The organism is Variovorax sp. J2L1-78 (assembly GCF_030317205.1).
Lineage (GTDB): Bacteria > Pseudomonadota > Gammaproteobacteria > Burkholderiales > Burkholderiaceae_C > Variovorax > Variovorax arabinosiphilus.
Genome location: NZ_JASZYB010000003.1, coordinates 87,997 through 106,422 on the forward strand (window position 1 = coordinate 87,997; position 18,426 = coordinate 106,422).

18 protein-coding genes are annotated in these 18,426 nt (G+C 69.7%); 10 read left to right on the top strand and 8 right to left on the bottom strand.

From position 1 onward, the window contains the following. Positions 1 to 9 precede the first annotated feature (9 nt). The 3 genes from QTH86_RS18895 to QTH86_RS18905 all read right to left on the bottom strand — a co-directional run bounded on the left by QTH86_RS18895 (position 10) and on the right by QTH86_RS18905 (position 3,395). Complete coding sequence (locus tag QTH86_RS18895; RefSeq protein ID WP_286647772.1) at positions 10 to 1,290, bottom strand: sensor histidine kinase; 1,281 nt, start codon at positions 1,288 to 1,290, stop codon at positions 10 to 12. 51 nt (positions 1,291 to 1,341) lie between these two features. Beyond that, positions 1,342 to 2,880, bottom strand: coding sequence for an EAL domain-containing protein (locus QTH86_RS18900; protein WP_286647773.1), 1,539 nt, complete (start codon positions 2,878 to 2,880; stop codon positions 1,342 to 1,344). 302 nt (positions 2,881 to 3,182) lie between these two features. Further along, positions 3,183 to 3,395, bottom strand: coding sequence for a SlyX family protein (locus tag QTH86_RS18905; RefSeq protein ID WP_286647774.1), 213 nt, complete (start codon positions 3,393 to 3,395; stop codon positions 3,183 to 3,185). A 65-nt stretch (positions 3,396 to 3,460) separates the two neighbouring features. Here QTH86_RS18905 and QTH86_RS18910 point away from each other — a divergent pair, with 65 nt between their 5' ends. The 6 genes from QTH86_RS18910 to QTH86_RS18935 all read left to right on the top strand — a co-directional run bounded on the left by QTH86_RS18910 (position 3,461) and on the right by QTH86_RS18935 (position 10,475). Further along, positions 3,461 to 3,835 (top strand): hypothetical protein, encoded by a 375-nt coding sequence (locus tag QTH86_RS18910; protein ID WP_286647775.1) that lies wholly within the window; start codon positions 3,461 to 3,463, stop codon positions 3,833 to 3,835. Between the two features lie 152 nt (positions 3,836 to 3,987). Then, positions 3,988 to 5,250 (top strand): TolC family protein, encoded by a 1,263-nt coding sequence (locus tag QTH86_RS18915; protein ID WP_286647776.1) that lies wholly within the window; start codon positions 3,988 to 3,990, stop codon positions 5,248 to 5,250. Between the two features lie 31 nt (positions 5,251 to 5,281). Continuing rightward, entirely contained in the window at positions 5,282 to 5,827 is a 546-nt protein-coding gene (locus QTH86_RS18920; protein WP_286647777.1) for a hypothetical protein, read from the top strand. Beyond that, the gene (locus QTH86_RS18925) at positions 5,824 to 6,930 is read left to right on the top strand and encodes an efflux RND transporter periplasmic adaptor subunit (protein ID WP_286647778.1); all 1,107 of its coding nucleotides are present in this window, start codon (positions 5,824 to 5,826) and stop codon (positions 6,928 to 6,930) included. Before QTH86_RS18920 ends, QTH86_RS18925 begins: the two co-directional genes overlap by 4 nt. Before the next feature lie 10 nt (positions 6,931 to 6,940). Beyond that, positions 6,941 to 10,060 (top strand): efflux RND transporter permease subunit, encoded by a 3,120-nt coding sequence (locus tag QTH86_RS18930; protein ID WP_286647779.1) that lies wholly within the window; start codon positions 6,941 to 6,943, stop codon positions 10,058 to 10,060. A 34-nt stretch (positions 10,061 to 10,094) separates the two neighbouring features. Next, positions 10,095 to 10,475 (top strand): hypothetical protein, encoded by a 381-nt coding sequence (locus tag QTH86_RS18935; RefSeq protein ID WP_286647780.1) that lies wholly within the window; start codon positions 10,095 to 10,097, stop codon positions 10,473 to 10,475. Here the strand turns inward: QTH86_RS18935 and rbsK are convergent. Next, a complete protein-coding gene (gene rbsK, locus QTH86_RS18940) occupies positions 10,462 to 11,382 on the bottom strand; it encodes a ribokinase (protein WP_286647781.1) in 921 nt (306 codons plus the stop codon). The genes QTH86_RS18935 and rbsK overlap by 14 nt on opposite strands. A 138-nt stretch (positions 11,383 to 11,520) precedes the next feature. On the opposite strand from rbsK, the gene QTH86_RS18945 reads away from it, so the two are divergent. Continuing rightward, on the top strand, positions 11,521 to 12,309 hold the full coding sequence (locus QTH86_RS18945) for an NADPH-dependent F420 reductase (protein ID WP_286647782.1): 789 nt from the start codon (positions 11,521 to 11,523) through the stop codon (positions 12,307 to 12,309). A gap of 200 nt (positions 12,310 to 12,509) precedes the next feature. Here QTH86_RS18945 and QTH86_RS18950 read toward each other — a convergent pair whose 3' ends face one another. The 4 genes from QTH86_RS18950 to QTH86_RS18965 form a co-directional block, all read right to left on the bottom strand. Continuing rightward, complete coding sequence (locus tag QTH86_RS18950; RefSeq protein WP_286647783.1) at positions 12,510 to 13,499, bottom strand: AraC family transcriptional regulator; 990 nt, start codon at positions 13,497 to 13,499, stop codon at positions 12,510 to 12,512. Between the two features lie 173 nt (positions 13,500 to 13,672). After that, complete coding sequence (locus QTH86_RS18955) at positions 13,673 to 14,581, bottom strand: LysR family transcriptional regulator (protein ID WP_286647784.1); 909 nt, start codon at positions 14,579 to 14,581, stop codon at positions 13,673 to 13,675. A 13-nt stretch (positions 14,582 to 14,594) separates the two neighbouring features. Next, positions 14,595 to 15,671 carry an acetamidase/formamidase family protein gene (locus QTH86_RS18960; RefSeq protein ID WP_286647785.1) on the bottom strand — a complete coding sequence of 359 codons (1,077 nt, stop codon included), beginning with the start codon at positions 15,669 to 15,671 and terminating at the stop codon, positions 14,595 to 14,597. Positions 15,672 to 15,723: 52 nt separating this feature from the next. After that, positions 15,724 to 16,761 carry a PDR/VanB family oxidoreductase gene (locus tag QTH86_RS18965; protein ID WP_286647786.1) on the bottom strand — a complete coding sequence of 346 codons (1,038 nt, stop codon included), beginning with the start codon at positions 16,759 to 16,761 and terminating at the stop codon, positions 15,724 to 15,726. 209 nt (positions 16,762 to 16,970) lie between these two features. On the opposite strand from QTH86_RS18965, the gene QTH86_RS18970 reads away from it, so the two are divergent. Genes QTH86_RS18970 through QTH86_RS18980 form a run of 3 tightly spaced genes read left to right on the top strand, consistent with a single transcriptional unit; the run spans position 16,971 to position 18,420 of the window. After that, positions 16,971 to 17,534 (top strand): PAAR domain-containing protein, encoded by a 564-nt coding sequence (locus QTH86_RS18970; protein WP_286647787.1) that lies wholly within the window; start codon positions 16,971 to 16,973, stop codon positions 17,532 to 17,534. Next, positions 17,531 to 17,986: a M35 family metalloendopeptidase gene (locus QTH86_RS18975; protein ID WP_286647788.1), complete on the top strand. Its 456-nt coding sequence runs from the start codon at positions 17,531 to 17,533 to the stop codon at positions 17,984 to 17,986. Before QTH86_RS18970 ends, QTH86_RS18975 begins: the two co-directional genes overlap by 4 nt. Next, positions 17,983 to 18,420, top strand: coding sequence for a hypothetical protein (locus QTH86_RS18980; RefSeq protein WP_286647789.1), 438 nt, complete (start codon positions 17,983 to 17,985; stop codon positions 18,418 to 18,420). The genes QTH86_RS18975 and QTH86_RS18980 overlap by 4 nt, the downstream gene beginning before the upstream one ends. The last annotated feature ends 6 nt before the right edge of the window (positions 18,421 to 18,426 follow it).

Below are 18,426 nucleotides of genomic sequence, written 5' to 3' on the forward strand. Positions count from 1 at the left end.
TGCCGCGTGTCAGGCCACGTAGGTCTTGGGGAAGAGCACGCGGAAGGTGGTGCCCATCCCCGCGTCGGACTCGAGTTCGATGCTGGCGTCCAGCAGATCGGCCAAGCGCTTGACGATCGACAGGCCGATGCCCTCGCCCGGTCCGATGCGCGCAGGAGCGGCGCTGCCGGCCGGCGCGGTGATGGTGTGCGCGACCGCCTCGTCCACGGACACGCCTTTCTCGACGCCCAGGGTGAGCTGGGTCGCGCCCTGCAGGGCCACGGCCATCTGCGAGCCAGGCCCGGCCTGGATGCCGGGCCCCGTGTCCTGGACGCTGAGCACCCAGCGCGGGTCGTCGTAGGCCAGCGTTTCTTCCCACAGCACGTCGACGCCGCCGGTCGGCGTGTACTTCAACGCATTGAGCACCAGGTTCTGCACCAGGCGCCGCGTCTTGACCGGATCGCCGGTCACGACAAAGGGCGCCGGGCCGCGGGTCCGCAGGTACAGGCCGCGCTCCTGCGCGAGCACCTGCAGGCCTTCGCACAGGCTGCTCACCTCGACCGCCACGTCCATCTCGACCAGCTGGCGGGTTTCGGTGCCGGCCTGCAGCCGCGCGAGGCTGGTGACGTCGTCCAGCAGGTGCTTGAGCGAGCTCACGTTGTGCCCCAGCGCGCGGATGAACTTGTCGCGCGAGGCATCGGCCGCGGCGCCTTGCGACAGGCCGCGCGCCGCGGTCGCCACGACGCCGACGTTGCCGCGCAGGTCGTGCGCGATCTGGCGCCACAGCTCAGCCCGTTGCGATTCGAGTTCGTTGAGGCGTTCCAGCGCGGCTTCCAGGTCCTTCACATGCCCGGCCGCTTCCACCCGCTGCAAGCGGAAGTACTGCGAGGTGCTCTCTTCGAGATCGGTCGACGTGGAGGCGGCCCAGATCTGCCGCGCATGGGCCATCACGGCATGCGGCACCTCGGGGCGGGTCTCGGCGTAGGCGTCGAGCTCGGTGACCATGCAGCGGTTGAGCGTGCCCAGCTCGCGCGTGACCTCGTGCAGGTCGTAGCCCTGCTGCCAGCGGTGCACCCCGTGGGCGCTGGCTTCGGCACTGGGCGCGAGCTGCGTCACCGGGGCGGGTGGCGCGCGCAACGCGTCTTCGAACGCGGCCAGCACGCCCGGGACGTGGTCGTTGAGCTGCGAGCGCGGCAGCGCGTGGCTGGTCGTCAGTGCCGGGTCGCGGCGGACCGCCGTGCGCCAGGCACGGAGGATCTCTTCACGGCGCTGTCCAAGGTGGTCGGCCAGCCTGGCCAGTTCGGGGTGCATGGCTCAAGTGTGCCCGTTGCCGCGCCCGCCGCGAAACTTTTCGTGGCCGGTTCAGGCGGCGAACAGCCGACCCGCCTCGACCGGTTTGCTGAAGAGCCAGCCCTGGGCCAGCGCCGTGGGCGCGAGTGCCAGGAAGTACGCGGCCTGCTGCTCTTCCTCGATGCCTTCGATGACCATGCTCAGGCCCAGTACCTCGGCCATCGCGACGATCTGCGGCGCGATGGTGTCCTGGTCGCTCTGGTCGTGCAGGGCCTGCATGAAGGCCCGGTTGATCTTGATGGCGTCGACCCGCAGCCGCGACAGGTACGACAGGCTGGAATAGTCGGTGCCGAAGTCGTCGATGTAGACCTTGTGCCCGGCCTCGCGCAGCCGGGCGATGGCCTTGCCCAGCTCCCGGCTGTTGGCCGTGGTGCGCTCGGTCAGCTCCAGGCCGATGCAGGTCGGCGGCAGGCCGGCCGCCTGCAGCCGCGCGCTGAGGAAGGGGGCGAAGGCGTTGTCCAGGATGTCGCTGGCGGCGACGTTGACCGTGACCTGGAAATCCGGCCGGCGGCGCAGCTCGTCGTGCAGTTCCTCCAGCACGCGGGTCACCACGAAGCGGGTGACCTGCCCGATGAAGCCCTCGTTCTCCGCCGTGGCGATGAAGGCGTCCGGGCTGACCGGCTTGCCGGTCGGGTCGGTCCAGCGCAGCAGCGCTTCCGCGCCGACCTGGCGCCGGTCGGACAGCCGCACGATCGGCTGGTAGACCACCTTGAGCTGGCCCGAGCGCATCGCGACGCGCAACTGCTTGCCGAGCGACCGGGATCGCCCGATGGCCACGCTCGCCGCGAAGCCGCCGCTCAGCCCCATCAACAGGCCGAACATGCCGAACTCGACGATGACCGGCGAATGGAAGATCGAGGGGGGCTGGTGCAACGTCGCAATGAGGCAGCTGGCATAGCGCGGCGAGCAGCGCACTTCGTAGCGGCGGCCGCTCAGGTGCAGCGGCTGATCCGCCAGCAACTGAACCCCCTCGAGGTTCGGCAGGGGGCCGACGGCCCGGAGCACCCGCAGCGGTGCCTGCCGACCGCTCACGATCAGGTAATCGAGCCGGGGATCCACGGCTTCGATGTAGGCCTGGCCGTTGAGGCTGACGGCGGCGTCGCCGCGCTGCATCAGCATGGCGTTCGCGCCAGGCACGCCCACCTGCGGTACCTTGAAGCTGATGTTGAGGCCGTTGTCGCTCAGCACCTCCGGCGGTGGTACCGGGACCGGCGGGTCGATGACGCCCACGGTCGAGCTGCAGAACGCCGCGCCGTTGCGCAGGCGGCTGGTGCTCTTGAGGTAGCGGGACGTCAGCACGATGCGGCGCAGCCGCGACACCTCGGCGTCGGAGCAGGTCGTGTCGCTGGTGCGCTCGATCTCGGCCAGCGCATCGATCGCTTCACCGCTGATCCGGTCAGCCCGGTCGATGTAGGCGTCGGCCATCTCGGCGACGTCGGCTTGCTGCTGGCGGCGCACCGTCCAGTCCCCGACCACGAGCGCGAGCACGCAAGCGATCAGGGCGCCGCACCCCATCGCAATCACGGTACGTGCCAGCGGCTTGCGGATCATGGGCGAGGTGTGTGGCGGGTGGCGCGCCCGGTGGCAGGGAGCCCGTCGGGGGCCACGAAAGGATGACGCATGGTGCAGCGGGTGTGATGACAGTGTGGTGAGCTGCGTCGCGGTCGATCGATCCGGGGGCGGCGCGGATGCGCGACAGACGCACAGCTGCTCTGGGGCCGATCATCGCTGCTTATGGACGAATTCTGTACGAACGTGAAGGGCGGCACTTCCATACCACGCACTTTCTTCAGACGCTGTCGCCTGAAAGCCTCATATGTGACTCAACGTAGCGCAATTTGTATCTAAATGAATCAGTAGTGCGGTGGCAGCTCGTCGCGCGCGCTGCGTGTGCCGCTGCCTTCGGGCATCTGCTGTCGCAGCTGCGCCAGTTGTTGAACGAGACGGTCGATCTGCTCCTGCTGCCGGAAGATCGTCAGATTCAGCTGGTCCAGCAGGTCATCGGCAAAGCTGGCCTTGATCTCCAGGTCTTCGATGCGTCGTTCGAGCGCTTGGGTGTGTTCCATGCCCCTATTGGACAGGACGATTTGTCCCAGGCGGCCGCGATGTCGAGCCCCTACACTCGCCACCCATGCGTCATTGGTTGTGCGTCCTTCTGCTCGCCCTGCTGCCGATCCAGTTCAGCTGGGCGGCGGTGACGGGCTATTGCACGCACGAATCCAGCACGCAGGTGCGGCACCTCGGCCATCACCAGCATGCGCACGGCGATGCCGCGGCCGACTCGACCGCCGATACAGCGGCCAGCGCCGCCGACGATGGCCGTGCCAGCGCCAGCATCGACCCCGACTGCGGCCACTGCCATGGTCTGGGGGTCGGCCTGCCGATGCCGGGGGACGCCATGGCAGGCCCGGCCAAGGCGCGCGACAGTGTCCCGTCGACCGCCCCCGGCCGATGGCTGCGGGTGATCGCCCCGCCCGACCGCCCGCAGTGGCTGCCCCTCGCCTGATCGGCGAGGCGGACCGGCCCTTCACACCCCGTTCCCGTCCGCGCGACAGCGCGCCCTCGATGCCCGAGGGCGGCTGACGCGCCGCAGCGCGATCGTTCCGATCGCGCCCCTCGCCGATCTCCCCGTGGCTTGTTCCATCAACGGAGATCCGGATGCACCGACAGATATCACGACGTTCGATCCGCGTGCGCGCCCTCGGCGCGGCGCTGTTTTTCATGGGGGGCGCGGGCCTGGCCGGCGCGCAGGCTTCCGCAGGCCTGGGCCCGCTGCGGCAGGCCTTCGAGGCGGCCTGGGCGCGCCAGCCCGAAGCCGCCACGCTGCAACTGCGTCGCGATGCCGCTGCTGCGCAGGGCCGTGCGGCACAGGCGTGGACGCCCGAGGCGCCCGCGCTGGAGCTGTCGAACCGCTCTGACCGCTGGCATGACAACCAGGGCGTGCGGGAGTTGGAGGCCGGCGTCTCCGTGCCGCTGTGGCTGCCCGGCGAGCGCGACCGCAGCGGCGCGCTCGCCGACGCCGGCGCGCGCGCGGTCGAAAGCCGCGCCGACGCTGCGCGGCTGCGTGTCGCCGAGGCGCTGCGCGAGGCGCACTGGGCCTGGCAGCGCAGCGCGGTCGATGTCGCGGTGGCGCGCGACCAGCAGGCCGCCGCGCGCCGCCTGGCCGACGACGTCGCGCGTCGCCTGAAAGCCGGCGACCTGGCGCGGTCCGACCAGCACCAGGCCGACGGCGCCGTCGCTGCGGCCGACGCGGCGTTGGCCCAGGCGATGGCCGCACGCACGCTGGCCGAGCAGCGCTGGCGCGCGGTCGTGGGGCCGGTGTTCACGGCCTCGGCGACGGACGACGCCACCCCCGCGATGGAGCCCGAGCCGCTGGCGCCGGCGACCGAGGCCCATCCCGCTCTGCGAGACCTGCAGGACCGCGCCGCCGTGGCCGACCGCGCGGCGGCGCTCGCGGCCTTGCGCACCCGCGCCAACCCCGAACTGCTGCTGGCCACCACGCGCGAACGCGACGGCCGCGGCGAGCCGACGCTGCGCACCCTCACGCTCGGCATCCGCATCCCCTTCGGTGCGGGCGAGCGGCAGGCCGCCGTGGCCGCCACCGCGCGTGCCGAGGCGACCGAGCTGGATGTCGAGCGCGCGCTGGCCGCCGACCGCCTCGCTGGCGAGTCCGACGCGGCACGCGCCCAGGTCGAGGCCGCGAAGGTGCAGCTCGCCGCGTCCGAGCGCCGCGCGCAGCTCGCGACCGAATCGCGCGGCTTCTTCGACCGATCCTTCCGCCTCGGCGAAACCGACCTGCCGACACGCCTGCGCATCGAGGGCGAAGCCGCCGAGGCGCAACGCCAGGCGGCCCGCAGCCGCATCGACCTGGCGGCCGCCATCTCGCACTGGCGCCAGGCGCTGGGCCTGCTGCCCGAATGACGGCCATCTCCTCTTTCTCGAAAGCATCGACATGATTTCCCGACACCTTCTCGCCGCGCTCTGCGCGACCCTTCTGCTGGTGGCCGGCGCCCCCGCGCAGGCCGATGCCGGCCACGACCACGGCGATGCGCCCGCCGTGCCCACTGGCTCCGCACTGCCGCGCTTCACCGCGGTCTCCGACACCTTCGAACTCGTCGGCGTGCTCGACGGCAAGTTGCTGACGCTGTACCTCGACCGCTTCGCCGACAACAGCCCGGTGCCGAAGGCCACGCTCGAGCTCGAGATCGGCGGAACGACTGTCAAGGCCGAGCCGCATGGCGAAGGCCTCTTCGAAGTGCAGCTGGCCGACGCGCCCGCGCCGGGCGTGCTGCCCGTCACCGCCACGGTGATCGCCGGCAGCGAGACCGACCTGCTGGCCGGCGAGCTCGACATCCATGCCGATGCGCACGAAGACGCCGCGGCGCAGCGCAACTGGCGACGCATCGTCGGCGGCGCGCTTGGCGGTGCCGTCGTCCTGGCGTTGCTGTTCGCATTGGCGCGACGCGCGCGCACTCCGCAAGCGGGAGGTGCCGCATGAACGCCGCACGCATGCTCATCGCGCTCGCTCTGGGCGCCGCATTGGTCAACAACGCACACGCCGACGAAGGCCACAGCCATGGCGAGGCACCTGCTGCCGCCAATGCCAACGGCCCGCAGCGCCTGCCCGACGGCAGCGTGTTCCTGCCCAAGCCCGCGCAGCGGCAGCTCGCGGTGCGCACCGTCGTCGCCGAATCCGCCGAGCTGCCCCGCACCACCGAACTGGCCGGCAAGGTGCTGATGGACCCGAATGCCGGCGGCAAGGTGCAGGCGCTGGTGGCAGGCCGCGTCGAACCCGGCCCGCGCGGCCTGCCCGAACCCGGGCAGACGGTGCGCAAGGGCGAAGTGCTGGCGTACGTGGTCGCATCGGCCGCGCCGGTCGAACGATCGAACCAGGCGGCGCAACTGGCCGAGCTGCGCGCCGCCAAGGCGCTGGCCGACCGGCGCGTCGCACGGCTGCGCGAGCTGGCCGACACCGTGCCGCGCAAGGACATCGAGGCGGCCGAGAGCGATGCTGCGAGCCTGCAGCAGCGCGCGGCGGCCATCGGCGCCGGCCTGTCGCATCGCGACGCGCTGGTCGCCCCGGTGTCGGGCGTCATCGCCTCGGCCAGCGTGGTGGCAGGCCAGGTGGTCGATGCACGCGAGTTGCTGTTCGAGGTCATCGACCCGACCCGCCTGCGCGTGGAGGCGCTGGCCTTCGACACGGCCATCGGCGCCGACATCGCCGACGCCGCCATCGCGGTCGGCGACGCGCGCGTGCCGCTGGCCTTCGTCGGTGCGGCGCGCAGCCTGCGCGAACAGGCCCTGCCACTGCAGTTCCGCGCGGAAGGCGCGGCGCTCGCGCGGCTTGCCGTCGGCCAGTCGGTGCAGGTCTTCGTGCGCAGCAAGCAGACGATCACGGGTATCGCCGTGCCGAGCGCGGCGCTGATGCGCAACCCGGCCAACCAGACCATCGTGTGGGTCAAGACCGAGGCCGAGCGCTTCGTGCCGCGCACCGTGACCACCGTGCCGCTCGATGGCGTGCACGTGGCCGTCACCGCCGGCCTGCAGGCCGGCGACCGCGTGGCGACGCAGGGCGCCACGCTCATCAACCAGCTCCGCTGAAGGCCGCACGATGTTCAAGTGGCTACTCGACTTCAGCCTCGGCAACCGGCTGCTGGTGCTCATCGCCGGCGTGGTGCTGATGGGCTATGGCGCCTTCACGCTGTCACGCATGCCGGTGGATGTGTTCCCCGACCTCAACAAACCCACCGTGACCATCGTCACCGAAGCCGGCGGCATGGCGCCCGAAGAGGTGGAGCAACTCATCACGCTGCCGCTCGAAACCACGATGAACGGGCTGCCCGGCGTGGAGTCGGTGCGCTCGGTCTCGTCGGCCGGGCTCTCCTTCCTCTACGTCACCTTCGACTGGTCGACCGACATCTACCGCGCGCGCCAGCTGGTGGCCGAGCGGCTCGGTTCGATGGAAGAGAGCATGGCCGCCGGCATCACGCCGCGCATGGGGCCGGTGAGTTCGATCATGGGCGAGATCATGCAGATCGCGATCCCGATCGACACCACCAAGGTCAGCCCGATGGCGGTGCGCGAGTACGCCGACTGGGTGCTGCGGCCGCGGCTGCTGTCGGTGCAGGGCGTCGCGCAGGTGATCCCGATCGGCGGCGAGGTGCGGCAGTTCCAGGTGCAGCCCGACACGGTGCGCATGGGTGATCTCGGCATCACGCACGAACAGCTCGAGGCCGCGCTGAAAGGCTTCTCGGGCAACACCTCGGGCGGCTTCCTCGAGCTCAACGGGCGCGAATACCTCATCCGCCACCTGGGCCGCACCTCGCGGCTCGACGACCTGAAGAACCTCGCGCTCACGGCCAAGGGCGGCCAGCCGATCCTGCTGCGGCAGATCGCCGAGGTCACCTTCGCCGCGGCCATCAAGCGCGGCGACGCGGGCTTCGAAGGCAAGCCGGCGGTCATCCTCGGCATCCAGAAGCAGCCGACGGCCGACACCATCGCGCTGACGCGGTCGATCGAGGACGCGCTGGTCGGTCTCAAAGCCTCGCTGCCCGCCGGCATGGAGGCGCCGAAGGTCACCTTCCGGCAGGCCAGCTTCATCGAGGCGTCGATCACCACGCTGCAGGGCAAGCTGATCGGCGCGTCGGTGTTCGTCGCGGTGATCCTGTTCTTCTTCCTCGGCACGATCCGGCCGACGGTCATCGCGCTGGTCGCCATACCCGTGTCGATCTTCATCACCGCGCTGGTATTCCGCTGGTTCGGCCTGTCGATCAACACCATGACGCTCGGCGGCCTGGCCATCGCCATCGGCGGTCTGGTCGACGACGCGGTGGTCGACGTTGAGAACATCCTGCGCCGCCTGAAGGAAGACCGCGCCAAGCCGGCCGCGCAGCGCATGAACCTGCTGGCCCTGGTGGCCAAGGCGTCGATGGAGGTGCGCTCGGGCATCCTCTATGCGACGGTGATCATCGTGCTGGTGTTCATCCCGCTGTTCGCGCTGCCGGGGCTGGAGGGCAAGCTCTTCGTGCCGCTGGGCATCGCCTTCATCGTGTCGACGCTGGCCTCGCTGGTGGTGTCGGTCACGGTCACGCCGGTGCTGAGCTACTACCTGCTGCCGAAGATGAAGCGACTCGAGCATGGCGACACGAAGGTGCTGGCGTGGCTGAAGGCTGGCTACCGCGGCGGCCTACAGTCGGTGCTGGCGCGGCCCAAGGCGGCGCTCGTTGCGGCCGGTGCGGCGGTGCTGGTTGCGGGCGCGGCAGTGCCCTTCTTCCCCACCACCTTCCTGCCGCCCTTCAACGAAGGCACGCTCTTGATCGGCATGCGCCTGAACCCCGGCGTGACGTTGGCCGAGAGCGCGGCGCTCGCGCGCCAGGCCGAGGTGCTGGTCAAGCAGGTGCCCGAGGTGACGCACGTCGGCCGGCGCAGCGGCCGCGCGGAACTCGACGAGCATGCCGAGGGCGTCCACGTGAGCGAGCTCGACGTCGGCCTCAAGCCGACGGCCGAACTCACGCGCTCCATGGACGAGATCGGTGCCGACATCCGCGCGCGCCTGGCCAACCTGCCGGCCTCCATCGGCGTCGGCCAGCCGATTTCGCACCGCATCGACCACATGCTCTCGGGCGTGCGCTCGCAGATCGCGATCAAGATCTTCGGCGAAGACCTGGACGTGCTGCGCGGCCAGGCCGATGCATTGCGCGCCAAGCTCGCAGCCATCCCCGGGCTGGCCGACCTGGAGATCGAGAAGCAGGTGCTGGCGCCGCAGATCAAGGTGCGCATCGACTACGCCGCCGCGGCGCGCTACGGCGTGCCGGCGCCGCAGGTGCTCGCCACGCTGCAGAGCCTGGTCGAAGGCGAGAAGGTCGCGCAGATCGTCGAGGGCAATCGCCGCTTCGCGCTGGTGGTGCGCCTGCCCGAGACGGCACGCTCCATCGAGGGCCTCGGCCAGATCCTGATCGACACGCCCACCGGCCGCGTGCCGCTGTCGAAGATCGCCAGCATCGAGGACGGCGACGGCCCCAACCAGATCAGCCGCGACGATGGCAAGCGCCGCATCGTGCTCTCGGCCAACGCGCAGGGGCGGGCGCTGTCCGACGTGGTGGCCGACATCCGCGCGGCCGTGGCGGCGACGCCGCTGCCCGAGGGCTATTTCGTGACGCTGGGCGGCCAGTTCCAGGCGCAGGAAGAGGCGTCGCGCCTGATCGGCGTGCTGTCGCTGGTGTCGCTGGCGCTGATGGCCGTGGTGCTCTACAGCCGCTACCGGTCGATGGTGCTGTCGGCGCTCATCATGGCCAACATCCCGCTGGCGCTGGTCGGCGCGGTGCTCGGCCTGTGGCTGTCGGGCCAGCCGCTGTCGGTGGCGGCGCTGGTCGGCTTCATCACGCTGGCCGGCGTCTCGGTGCGCAACGGCATCCTGAAGGTGAGCCACTACGTCAACCTGATGCGCTACGAGGGCGAGGCCTTCGGCGTGCCGATGATCGTGCGCGGCTCGCTGGAGCGATTGGCGCCGGTGCTGATGACCGCGCTGGTCACGGCCTTCGCGCTGGCGCCGCTGCTGTTCGAGGCCGAGCGGCCCGGCACCGAGGTGCTGCACCCCGTGGCCGTGGTGATCTTCTGCGGGCTCATCAGCTCGACGCTGCTCGACACCTTCCTCACGCCTGCGATGTTCTGGCTGTTCGGCCGCAAGGCCGCGCAACGGCTGGCCGACGACGACAGCGCCGAAGCGCTGTGACCTGTTCTTCCCTCATCCTTCCAAGGAGTCTTTCATGACGTTGCGTTCCCTTCTTCTCGCCGCATCCCTCGTTGCCTTCGCAGGCTCGGCCCTGGCGCACGGCGACGAACATGCCCACACGCCGCTGCATGGCGGCGTGGTCACCGAGGTCAAGGACATGGACTACGAACTCGTCGCCAAGCCCGGCGTGGTGCAGCTGTACCTGCGCGACCACGGCAAGCCCGCCGACGTCGCCAAGGCCAGCGCCAGGCTCACGCTGCTGGCCGGCACCGACAAGCAGGACATCGATCTCAAGCCGGCCGGCGACCGGCTCGAAGCCGCCGGCAGCTTCAAGACCGCAGCCGGTACCAAGGCGGTGGTGGTGGTGCGGATCGACGGCAAGCCGGCGTCGACTGCGCGCTTCACGCTGCGCTGATCTCGCGCAGCGTCGGGATCGACGTCTGCGCCCCGTGCCGCGTGACCGACAGCGCCGCGGCGGCCTGGCCGAAGCGGATCGCCTCGGCCGCCGAAGCGCCTGCGGCCAGCCGCGCCGCGAAGCCGCCGATGAAGGTGTCGCCGGCGGCCGTGGTGTCGACCGCTTCGACCACGGGCGCGGGGTGGTGCTGCATGCCGCCGGCGTGCGCATGCAGCACGCCTTGCGCGCCGAGCGTGATCAGCACGTGCGCGCAGCCCCTCGCCAGCAGCACCGCAGCCGCCTGCTGTGCCGAGGCGATGCCCGTCACGGCGATGCCGCTGAGCATCGATGCCTCGACCTCGTTCGGCACCAGCCAGTCGACCTGCGCCAGCAGCGCCGCGTCGAGCGGCCGCGCGGGCGCCGGGTTCAGCACGGTGGTCTTGCCGGCGGCCTTGGCACGCTGCAGCGCCTGCTGCACGGTGAGCATCGGCACTTCGAGCTGGCAGACGACGACGGCCGCCTCCGCCAGCGACGCCTCGGCCGCGTCGAGGTCGGCGGTGCCCAGCGTGTCGTTGGCGCCGGGCACTAGCACGATGTGGTTGCGGCTCGCACGGTCGACCGCGATCAGCGCCATTCCGGTGGGTTGCGTGGCATGCGTGCGCAATGCGCGCAGGTCGATGCCTTCGTGCCGCAGGCCGTCGCGCAGCAGGCGGCCGTGCGTGTCGTCGCCCACGCAGCCGACCATCGCGGTGGGCGCACCCAGCCGCGCCGCGGCCACGGCCTGGTTGGCGCCCTTGCCGCCAGCGACGGTGGCGAAGCCTTCGCTGGCCAAGGTCTCGCCCGGCGCGGGCAGGTGCGGCACGCGCGCCACCAGGTCCATGTTGAGGCTGCCGATGACGAGAACCCAAGCGTCGTTGGAAGAGGGCATGGCGTGACAGTGTAGGGAGCGTGTCGGCGCGGGAACTTGTGTGGACGTGCACGACCTCTGGGCTGCGCTGTCGGGCGTCGACGGGCATGGCGCGCGGCGGGACCCGCGCAACCCCTTGTCGCGCATGGGCCGTGTGCGATGCATGGGCGCCGCCTGCGTCGATTGTCCCGTCGGCCGGGACAGTCGTCGCGCTGCGCGGCGTTTATCGCCACTGTGCTTCTGGCTATCTTGCGACCCGTGCCGCACGGCGTGCGGCGCATTCATCGCCAACGCTCCACCTCACATTTCTCCAAGGACATCTCCATGACGCTCACCATCGTCGGTTACGGCAACGTCGGCTCCGGCCTCGCCAAGCAATTCGTCAAGGCAGGCCACAGCGTGACGCTGACCGGCCGTTCGCTCGACAAGGCCCAGGCCGTGGCCGAAGCCGTGGGTGCCAAGGCACTGCCGATGGCCGAGGCCGCGAAGAACGTCGAAGTCGTCGTGCTCGCCGTGCCCTACGACCAGGCCCCCGCTGCGCTCGCCGCGCTCGGCGACCTGAAGGGCAAGGTCATCGTCGACGTCTCGAACCCGCTGACCGCCGACTACATGGGCCTGACCGTCGGCTTCAGCACCTCGGCCGCCGAAGAGATCGCCAAGGCCGCGCCCACGGCGTACATCGTGAAGGCTTTCAACACCTTGTTCGCACAGGTCATGCACCAGGGCGCGGGCTTCGGCGACGCCAAGGGCAGCGTCTTCTTCGCCGGCGACGAGCCGAAGGCCAAGGACACAGTCAAGGCGCTGATCGAGAGCATCGGCTTCGACGCGGTCGACGCCGGCGGCCTGAAGAACGCGCGCTACCTCGAGCCGGTCGCCGGCCTGAACATCTACTTCGGCTACGGCGCGGGCCTGGGCACGCAGATCGCGCCGGCCTGGCTCAAGCGCTGAGCGCGTGTGAATGAACCTGCTGCGCGCCCCGATCTCGCCTCTGCGGTCCTCACCGCACGCGAGTGCGGTTCCGGTCCTCGACGCAAGCTCGGGGCGCTCGCGACGGTTCCTTCACACGTTCTGAGACCCGCGGACCCGAGGCCGCCCATGGGTCCTGAAATCGAAACCCGGCGCGGCCGGGTTTTTTTTGAGCGCGCGGCTCAGGCGTGCAACGCCTCCGCCACCTCGGCCGACTCGCTCTCCGTGATACCCAGCTGCGCCTGCCGGTACGCCCGCGGCGTGGTGCCGAATTCGGCGCGGAAGGTGCGGCTGAAATGCGCCGGGTCGCTGAAGCCCCAGCGGAAGCAGATGTCGGAGATCGACAGGTGGCGGTGCAGCGTGCTCTGCAGGTCGGAGCGGCAGCGCTCCAGCCGGCGCTGGCGCAGGTACTGGCCGAAGCTGTGGCCGGCGGCTTCGAAGAGCTTCTGGATGTAGCGCAGCGACGCGTGCTGTTCGGCGGCGATCTTGCCGACGGTGAGTTCCGGGTCGCCCAGCTGGTTCTCGATCGACTGGCAGATGCGCTGGTAGTGCACCAGCCGCGCGGTACTGCCGAAGGCCTGCACCGCGGTGCTGCCGGCCAGGCTCACCACCACGAACTCGGTCAGTGCGAGCTCGATGGGGCGCAGCTCGGCGGCGTCGAGTTCTTCCATGTTCTCGGCCACCGACGTGAGCATGCCCGCGAAGATACGGTTGATCGCCTTGTGGCCCGAGAGCGTGCCGGTGCGCAGCGAGCCCAGGTTGATCAGGCGCGGGTGCAGCATCAGTTGCGGGATCTTCACGTAGAGCATGCGGAAGTCGCTCTTGAGCGTGAGCGTCGAATCCACGCCGGTGGGCCCGTAGATGATGTCGCCCGGTGTCAGGTCGATCACGGGTTCGCCCTTGCCACCGCCGAAGGCGAAGCGGCCTTCCATCAGGATCGACAGCCACACCGAGAAGGGCTGCTCGCCCGAGCGCCCCGAGATGGTCTGCGGCGACGCGCTCATGCGGGCGAACTCGATGCCCTGCGGCGACACCAGGCTGGCCACGTCGCCGTGCACGCCGGCATCCGGCTGGTCGACGGTGGGCAGATGCAGGCGCGAGAGGGCCTGTTGCCACACGCGGGGGCGCTCGCCCTGGATGTAGGCGTTGGTCGAGAAATTCCATGCGTTCACGATGAACCTCCGGTGGCTGGTTCTGAAAAGGTGCGGCGCACCCCGTCTTCGACTTGCGTCAAGGAACAGAGCAATTTCCCGGCCACCGGGGCGCGAATTCGCGAAATGGCAAGAGTTCGTGCGCTTTCAGCCGGTCCGGCGGCGCGCGGGTGTGCGCAAAGAGAGACGACGGCTCAGCGCGCGAGCCAGTCGGCGCCGGCCAGGGACTCGACCAGGAAGTCGATGGCCACGCGCACCTTCATCGGCAGCTGGCGCCGGCTCGGGTACACCGCGTGGATGCCCACGCTGCGCAGCGGGTAGCGCTGCAGCACCGGCACCAGCTCGCCGCGCCGCAGGCTGTCGGCCAGCAGGAAGCTGGGCTGCATGACGATGCCGAGCCCCGCGCATGCCGCCGCCAGGCAGGTGTCGCCGTTGTTGGCGCACAGCCGGGCCTGCGTGCGCACCGCGATCGGGCCTCGGTCACTGTCGAAGTGCCAGACGTCACCTTCCGCGGCGTAGGTGTAGCCGATGACGGCGTGGTCCGCGAGTTCGTCCGGGTGCATCGGCTCGCCGTGCCGTGCCAGGTAGGCCGGTGCCGCGCAGGCGATCAGCCGCGTGCTCCCCAGCGGCCGGCTGATGAAGGAGGGGTGCTGGCGGTCGGAGATGCGCACGGCCAGGTCGAAGCGCTCGTCGTTCAGGTCGAGCAGTGCGTCGCTCAGGTGCACGTCCAGCCGCAGCCCCGGATGGCGTGCCAGCAGTTGCGGCCAGAGCGGCGCCAGGTGCTGCGTGCCGAAGCTCATCGGCGCCTGCACGCGCAGCAGGCCGGCGGGCTGCTGCGCATCACCGGCCACCAGCTCGTCGGCCTCGTCCAGCGCCTGCACGATGGGCTTGCAGCGCGCCAGGTACAGCGTGCCGGCCGGCGTGAGCGACACGCGGCGCGTGCTGCGCTGGAACAGCCGCGCCCCCAGGCGCTGCTCCAGCTCGATCACGCTGCGCGAGACCGCCGTCTTCGACACGCCGATGGCGTCGGCCGCGCGCACGAAGCTGCCCGACTCCGCGACCGAGATGAAGCACTCGATCTCGCGCAGCTTGTTGCTGCTCATCTGGCGTGAGCGTTCAGAAGCCCTTCGGCGGAAAGATGTTGCGCGGGATGCGCACGTGTGCGCCCTGCGTGGCGTCGACCACCTGCGTCACGCCGAAGTCGGCCGCCACGCTCATGAGCGAGTAGCTGTCGTTGCGCGACAGGCCGTGGTGCTCGTTGAGCAGCCTGAGCATGTCGAGCGCGGCGTTGCGCGTGGCCACGTTCAGGTCGGGGTCGAAGCCGTGCACGATGAAGGCGTCTTCGGTCTCCAGCAGCGGCGAGGGGAAGAAGAAGTCCTTGCGCAGGATGATCTGCATCGTCACGTTGAGCGAACTCTCGATGGCGGTGCCGCTGATCTCGCCGTCGCCCTGCGACACGTGCGGGTCGCCGATGGAGAACAGCGCGCCGTCGACCTGCACCGGGTAGTACATGGTGGCGCCGGCGCCGATGCGCCAGTTGTCGATGTTGCCGCCGTGCAGGCCCGGGGGGATGGTGCTCACGCGGCCGTGCACGTCGGGTGCCACGCCGGCCGTGCCCAGGTGGGGACGCACCGGCACGCGCACACCCTTGAGCGCCTCCTGCCGGTCGCACACCGGGCATTCGGTGACGGTGCCCGGCACCAGGTACTTGCCGGGGAAGTCGTAGGCGTACAGGGCGCGTGCGTTGTTCGAGTTCGGGTCCAGCTCATAGATGGTCACGCGTTCCTTCTCGCCGAACTCCTTGTACAGATAGCCCCAGTTGGCCGCGAGGTTGGAGCCGTAGTTGTTGCGCGGCGTCATGCGGTGGTAGCGCACCTCGAGCATGTCGCCCGGCTTCGCGCCCTCGACGAAGATCGGCCCCGTCATGATGTGCACGCCGGGGTTGCGGTCCTCCTCGGGGATCTCCTTGAAGATCTTCCACACCGCGTCGTCCATCATCAGCGCGGGCGCGTCGCCCGCGTGGTGCGTGATCGCCTCGGCGACCACCAGGTCGCCGCTCTTCACGGTCAGCGACGGCGCCTGGGCCGGATCGAAGTAGCCCCAGTGCACGTTCTGCGGCGTGGCGCGCAGCGTGTGCAGGGCGCTGGGTTCGACGTGGGCGCGGCGTTGGTTGTGTTCGCAGATCAGGGCCATCGTGGTGCTCGTGACGTGTGGTGAAAGAGAAGAAAGGTCGTGCGCTTGCGGGTCAGAGGTCGAGCACGAGCAAGGGGGTCTTCGAGCGCGAGCAGCAGGGCGTGAACTCGGTGTTCGCCGCCTGCTCCTCGGGGCTCAGCAGCAGGTCACGGTGGTCGGGCACGCCGGCCAGCACGCGGGTGCGGCAGCTGCCGCACACACCGACCTCGCACGACATCGGGATGTGCACGCCGGCCGCGGCCAGCGCGGTCACGATGCTCTGGTCCGCCGCGATCGGGATGCGCCTGCCGGTGGAGGCGATCTCGACTTCGAAGGCCTCGCAGGTGTCGCCGCCGGTCGCAGTGCCGGGCGGCAGGGCGGCCGGTGCGCCGAAACGCTCGAAGTGGATATGGTCGCCGGCCCAGCCTTGTGCTCGCGCGATGCGGTCGGCCGCGTCGATCATCCCGCCCGGCCCGCACACGTACAGGTGGCGCCCCGGCTTGCCGCTGCCCAGCAGCGTCGGCAGGTCCATCGGCGCCACGCCCCGGCCGTCGTCGGCATACAGGTGCACGCGGTGGCCGAACACGCCCGAGCGCAGCAGCGGCAGGAAGGCCATGTGCTCCAGCGAGCGACCGCTGAAATGCAGCTCGAAGTCGAGCCCCGCGGCCGTCAGTTCCAGCGCCATGCACAGCACCGGCGTCACGCCGATGCCACCGGCCAGCAGCAGCGGCGGCTGCGCGGCGGGCTGCTGCAGCGCGAAGTGGTTGAAGGGGCCGCGCACCGCCAGCGTGTCGCCGGGGCCGACGGTGTCGCACAGCAGCGCCGAGCCGCCGCGCCCGGCCGTCTCGCGCTGCACCGCGATGCGGTAGTGCGCGCGGTCGTCCGGCGAACTGCACAGCGAGTAGTGGCGGATCAGCCCGCCGACCTGCACCTCGAGGTGCGCGCCGGCCGTGAAGGACGGCAGCGTCGCGCCGTCGGCCAGCGCCAGGTCGAACACGACGATGTCACGCGTCTCGTTGCGCCGCGACACCACCTGCAGCGCGAACCACTGGCTCGGATCGATCAGGGACGCAGGCGCAGCGGGGCGCTGGACGAGGGGCGCGGAAGACATGCGGTGAAGGGGCTGGAAAGTCGCTTGGATCACGGTGAGGTGATCCTAGGGACGCCGCTTCAGGGTGTCTTGCGCGTGGGTGCACGGGGGCTTGATGGTGGGGCGCGACCGCGGCTCTGTGCGGAAAGTCACAGGCTGCCCAGCGCGCCTCAGGCTATTCTTGAATCACCGGCCGGCACAGACCGGCGGGTAGAACAGGGAGCGAAAAAATGATGCGAAGAACCATCGTGGTCGGCGATGCGCCGGCCTGTGGCGGCCGTGTGTTGCCGTACACGGCCGAGTTGGCGTCCACCATCCAAGGCCACCCCGTGGCGCTGATCGGCGGACGGGTCTACTGCGAGGGCTGTCACAGCGTCGGCATCATCGCCAAGGCCGGCGGCCCCCGGCGCGAGGGGTTCATCAGCGAGGTGGCGCTGGAGGGCGATGTGGTCGTCTGCCACTGCCCCAAGCCCCCGCCGCTCATCTCGACACTTCAGACCACCTCGTACAACGACGATGGCGCCGGCACGCATCGAGCGGCCGATGTCGCCGGCCTCGCGGCATTGTCCGTCGTGTCGGGTGCCCAGGACATCGCGGCGGCCAAGAAGCTGGTCGATGCGGAGGTCGTGCATCCGCCGGAGGCGGAGCAGACAGAAAGGATCTGTCCGAATATGACGAACAAGGCGTTCGCCACCCTCGTGATGGAACTGCGGGACACAGCCTCGGCTACATCACCGAGCGGCGGCTGCCTGAACTTGAGCGCTGGGACAAAGAGGCTCGGGCACGTGTTGTGACGTGGTTCGGAACAGCGGACAGAGAGATACGCGAGTACCTGCATAGAGGCCTGACCGAATGCGCTCGCGTGCTACGAGAGCTCGAACCTGGAAACTTCGTCCGCTTTATCGAAGGCGGAAAACTGGCAACATGCGTGATGGGGAGTGCGATTGGAACTGTTGCTGCGGTCTGCAAATCGGACACGGCGTCTCACACCATCGCTATCAACATCGACTTCTGTACTTTGGCAAAGACGACTGCATTACATGGCATGGATGTGATGGTGGATGGCGACTCGCAACTGTTGGCATTGCTCCATGAGGTCACGCATTTCAATGACACCTTCGGATCGGACGATCCGTGGTACGGGACGAGAAAGTCCCGGGCTCAGGCGGCGAAGCCGGGCAAACAGGCCGAAGTACGCACGACCGCGGACAACATCGCTGCGTACGTTCTTGGAGTTGGAAATTGAAGCGCTTTTACCGCGCCGTAGTCGTCGCTCTGATGGCGCTTCCGATGTGTGTCTTGGCATGTTCCTTTGCCGGGCTCGAGCACGAAGTGAGATTCCGCAGAGATAGCTTGGCTCTGGAAGGCGCCGAGGTTCGTCGTCTTGCAGACTGGTACATCGACAAGCGCGACGGACTCAAAATCGGGGAAGTGGACGTCTTTGCCAAGGCGGAAGGGGGCAGGCCCACCTCGGTGCGGAAGGCCAGGGCCCGGGTGGCCAGCCTGGCGCGCCTGATTGACGCGCTGGGAGCGCGCGCGCCGGTGCCGGTACACACGACGATCGAGACTGTCGATGAATCGCGACGTCGCGAGCCCGGATACCTCGACACAGTGGTCGTCGGCGTCCAGCCTGCATGCGTGAAGACCCAGTCATGTTGCAGCTCGACAGTCGTGAAATAGAACGGG

Coding starts and splice junctions, on each gene's coding strand:
- QTH86_RS18905 (WP_286647774.1), bottom strand. CDS start 3,395: ATGGAACACACCCAAGCGCTCGAACGACGCATCGAAGACCTGGAGATC.
- QTH86_RS18925 (WP_286647778.1), top strand. CDS start 5,824: ATGAACGCCGCACGCATGCTCATCGCGCTCGCTCTGGGCGCCGCATTG.
- rbsK (WP_286647781.1), bottom strand. CDS start 11,382: ATGCCCTCTTCCAACGACGCTTGGGTTCTCGTCATCGGCAGCCTCAAC.
- QTH86_RS18945 (WP_286647782.1), top strand. CDS start 11,521: ATGCATGGGCGCCGCCTGCGTCGATTGTCCCGTCGGCCGGGACAGTCG.
- QTH86_RS18900 (WP_286647773.1), bottom strand. CDS start 2,880: ATGATCCGCAAGCCGCTGGCACGTACCGTGATTGCGATGGGGTGCGGC.
- QTH86_RS18955 (WP_286647784.1), bottom strand. CDS start 14,581: ATGAGCAGCAACAAGCTGCGCGAGATCGAGTGCTTCATCTCGGTCGCG.
- QTH86_RS18935 (WP_286647780.1), top strand. CDS start 10,095: ATGACGTTGCGTTCCCTTCTTCTCGCCGCATCCCTCGTTGCCTTCGCA.
- QTH86_RS18910 (WP_286647775.1), top strand. CDS start 3,461: ATGCGTCATTGGTTGTGCGTCCTTCTGCTCGCCCTGCTGCCGATCCAG.
- QTH86_RS18970 (WP_286647787.1), top strand. CDS start 16,971: ATGATGCGAAGAACCATCGTGGTCGGCGATGCGCCGGCCTGTGGCGGC.
- QTH86_RS18915 (WP_286647776.1), top strand. CDS start 3,988: ATGCACCGACAGATATCACGACGTTCGATCCGCGTGCGCGCCCTCGGC.
- QTH86_RS18930 (WP_286647779.1), top strand. CDS start 6,941: ATGTTCAAGTGGCTACTCGACTTCAGCCTCGGCAACCGGCTGCTGGTG.
- QTH86_RS18960 (WP_286647785.1), bottom strand. CDS start 15,671: ATGGCCCTGATCTGCGAACACAACCAACGCCGCGCCCACGTCGAACCC.
- QTH86_RS18895 (WP_286647772.1), bottom strand. CDS start 1,290: ATGCACCCCGAACTGGCCAGGCTGGCCGACCACCTTGGACAGCGCCGT.
- QTH86_RS18965 (WP_286647786.1), bottom strand. CDS start 16,761: ATGTCTTCCGCGCCCCTCGTCCAGCGCCCCGCTGCGCCTGCGTCCCTG.
- QTH86_RS18920 (WP_286647777.1), top strand. CDS start 5,282: ATGATTTCCCGACACCTTCTCGCCGCGCTCTGCGCGACCCTTCTGCTG.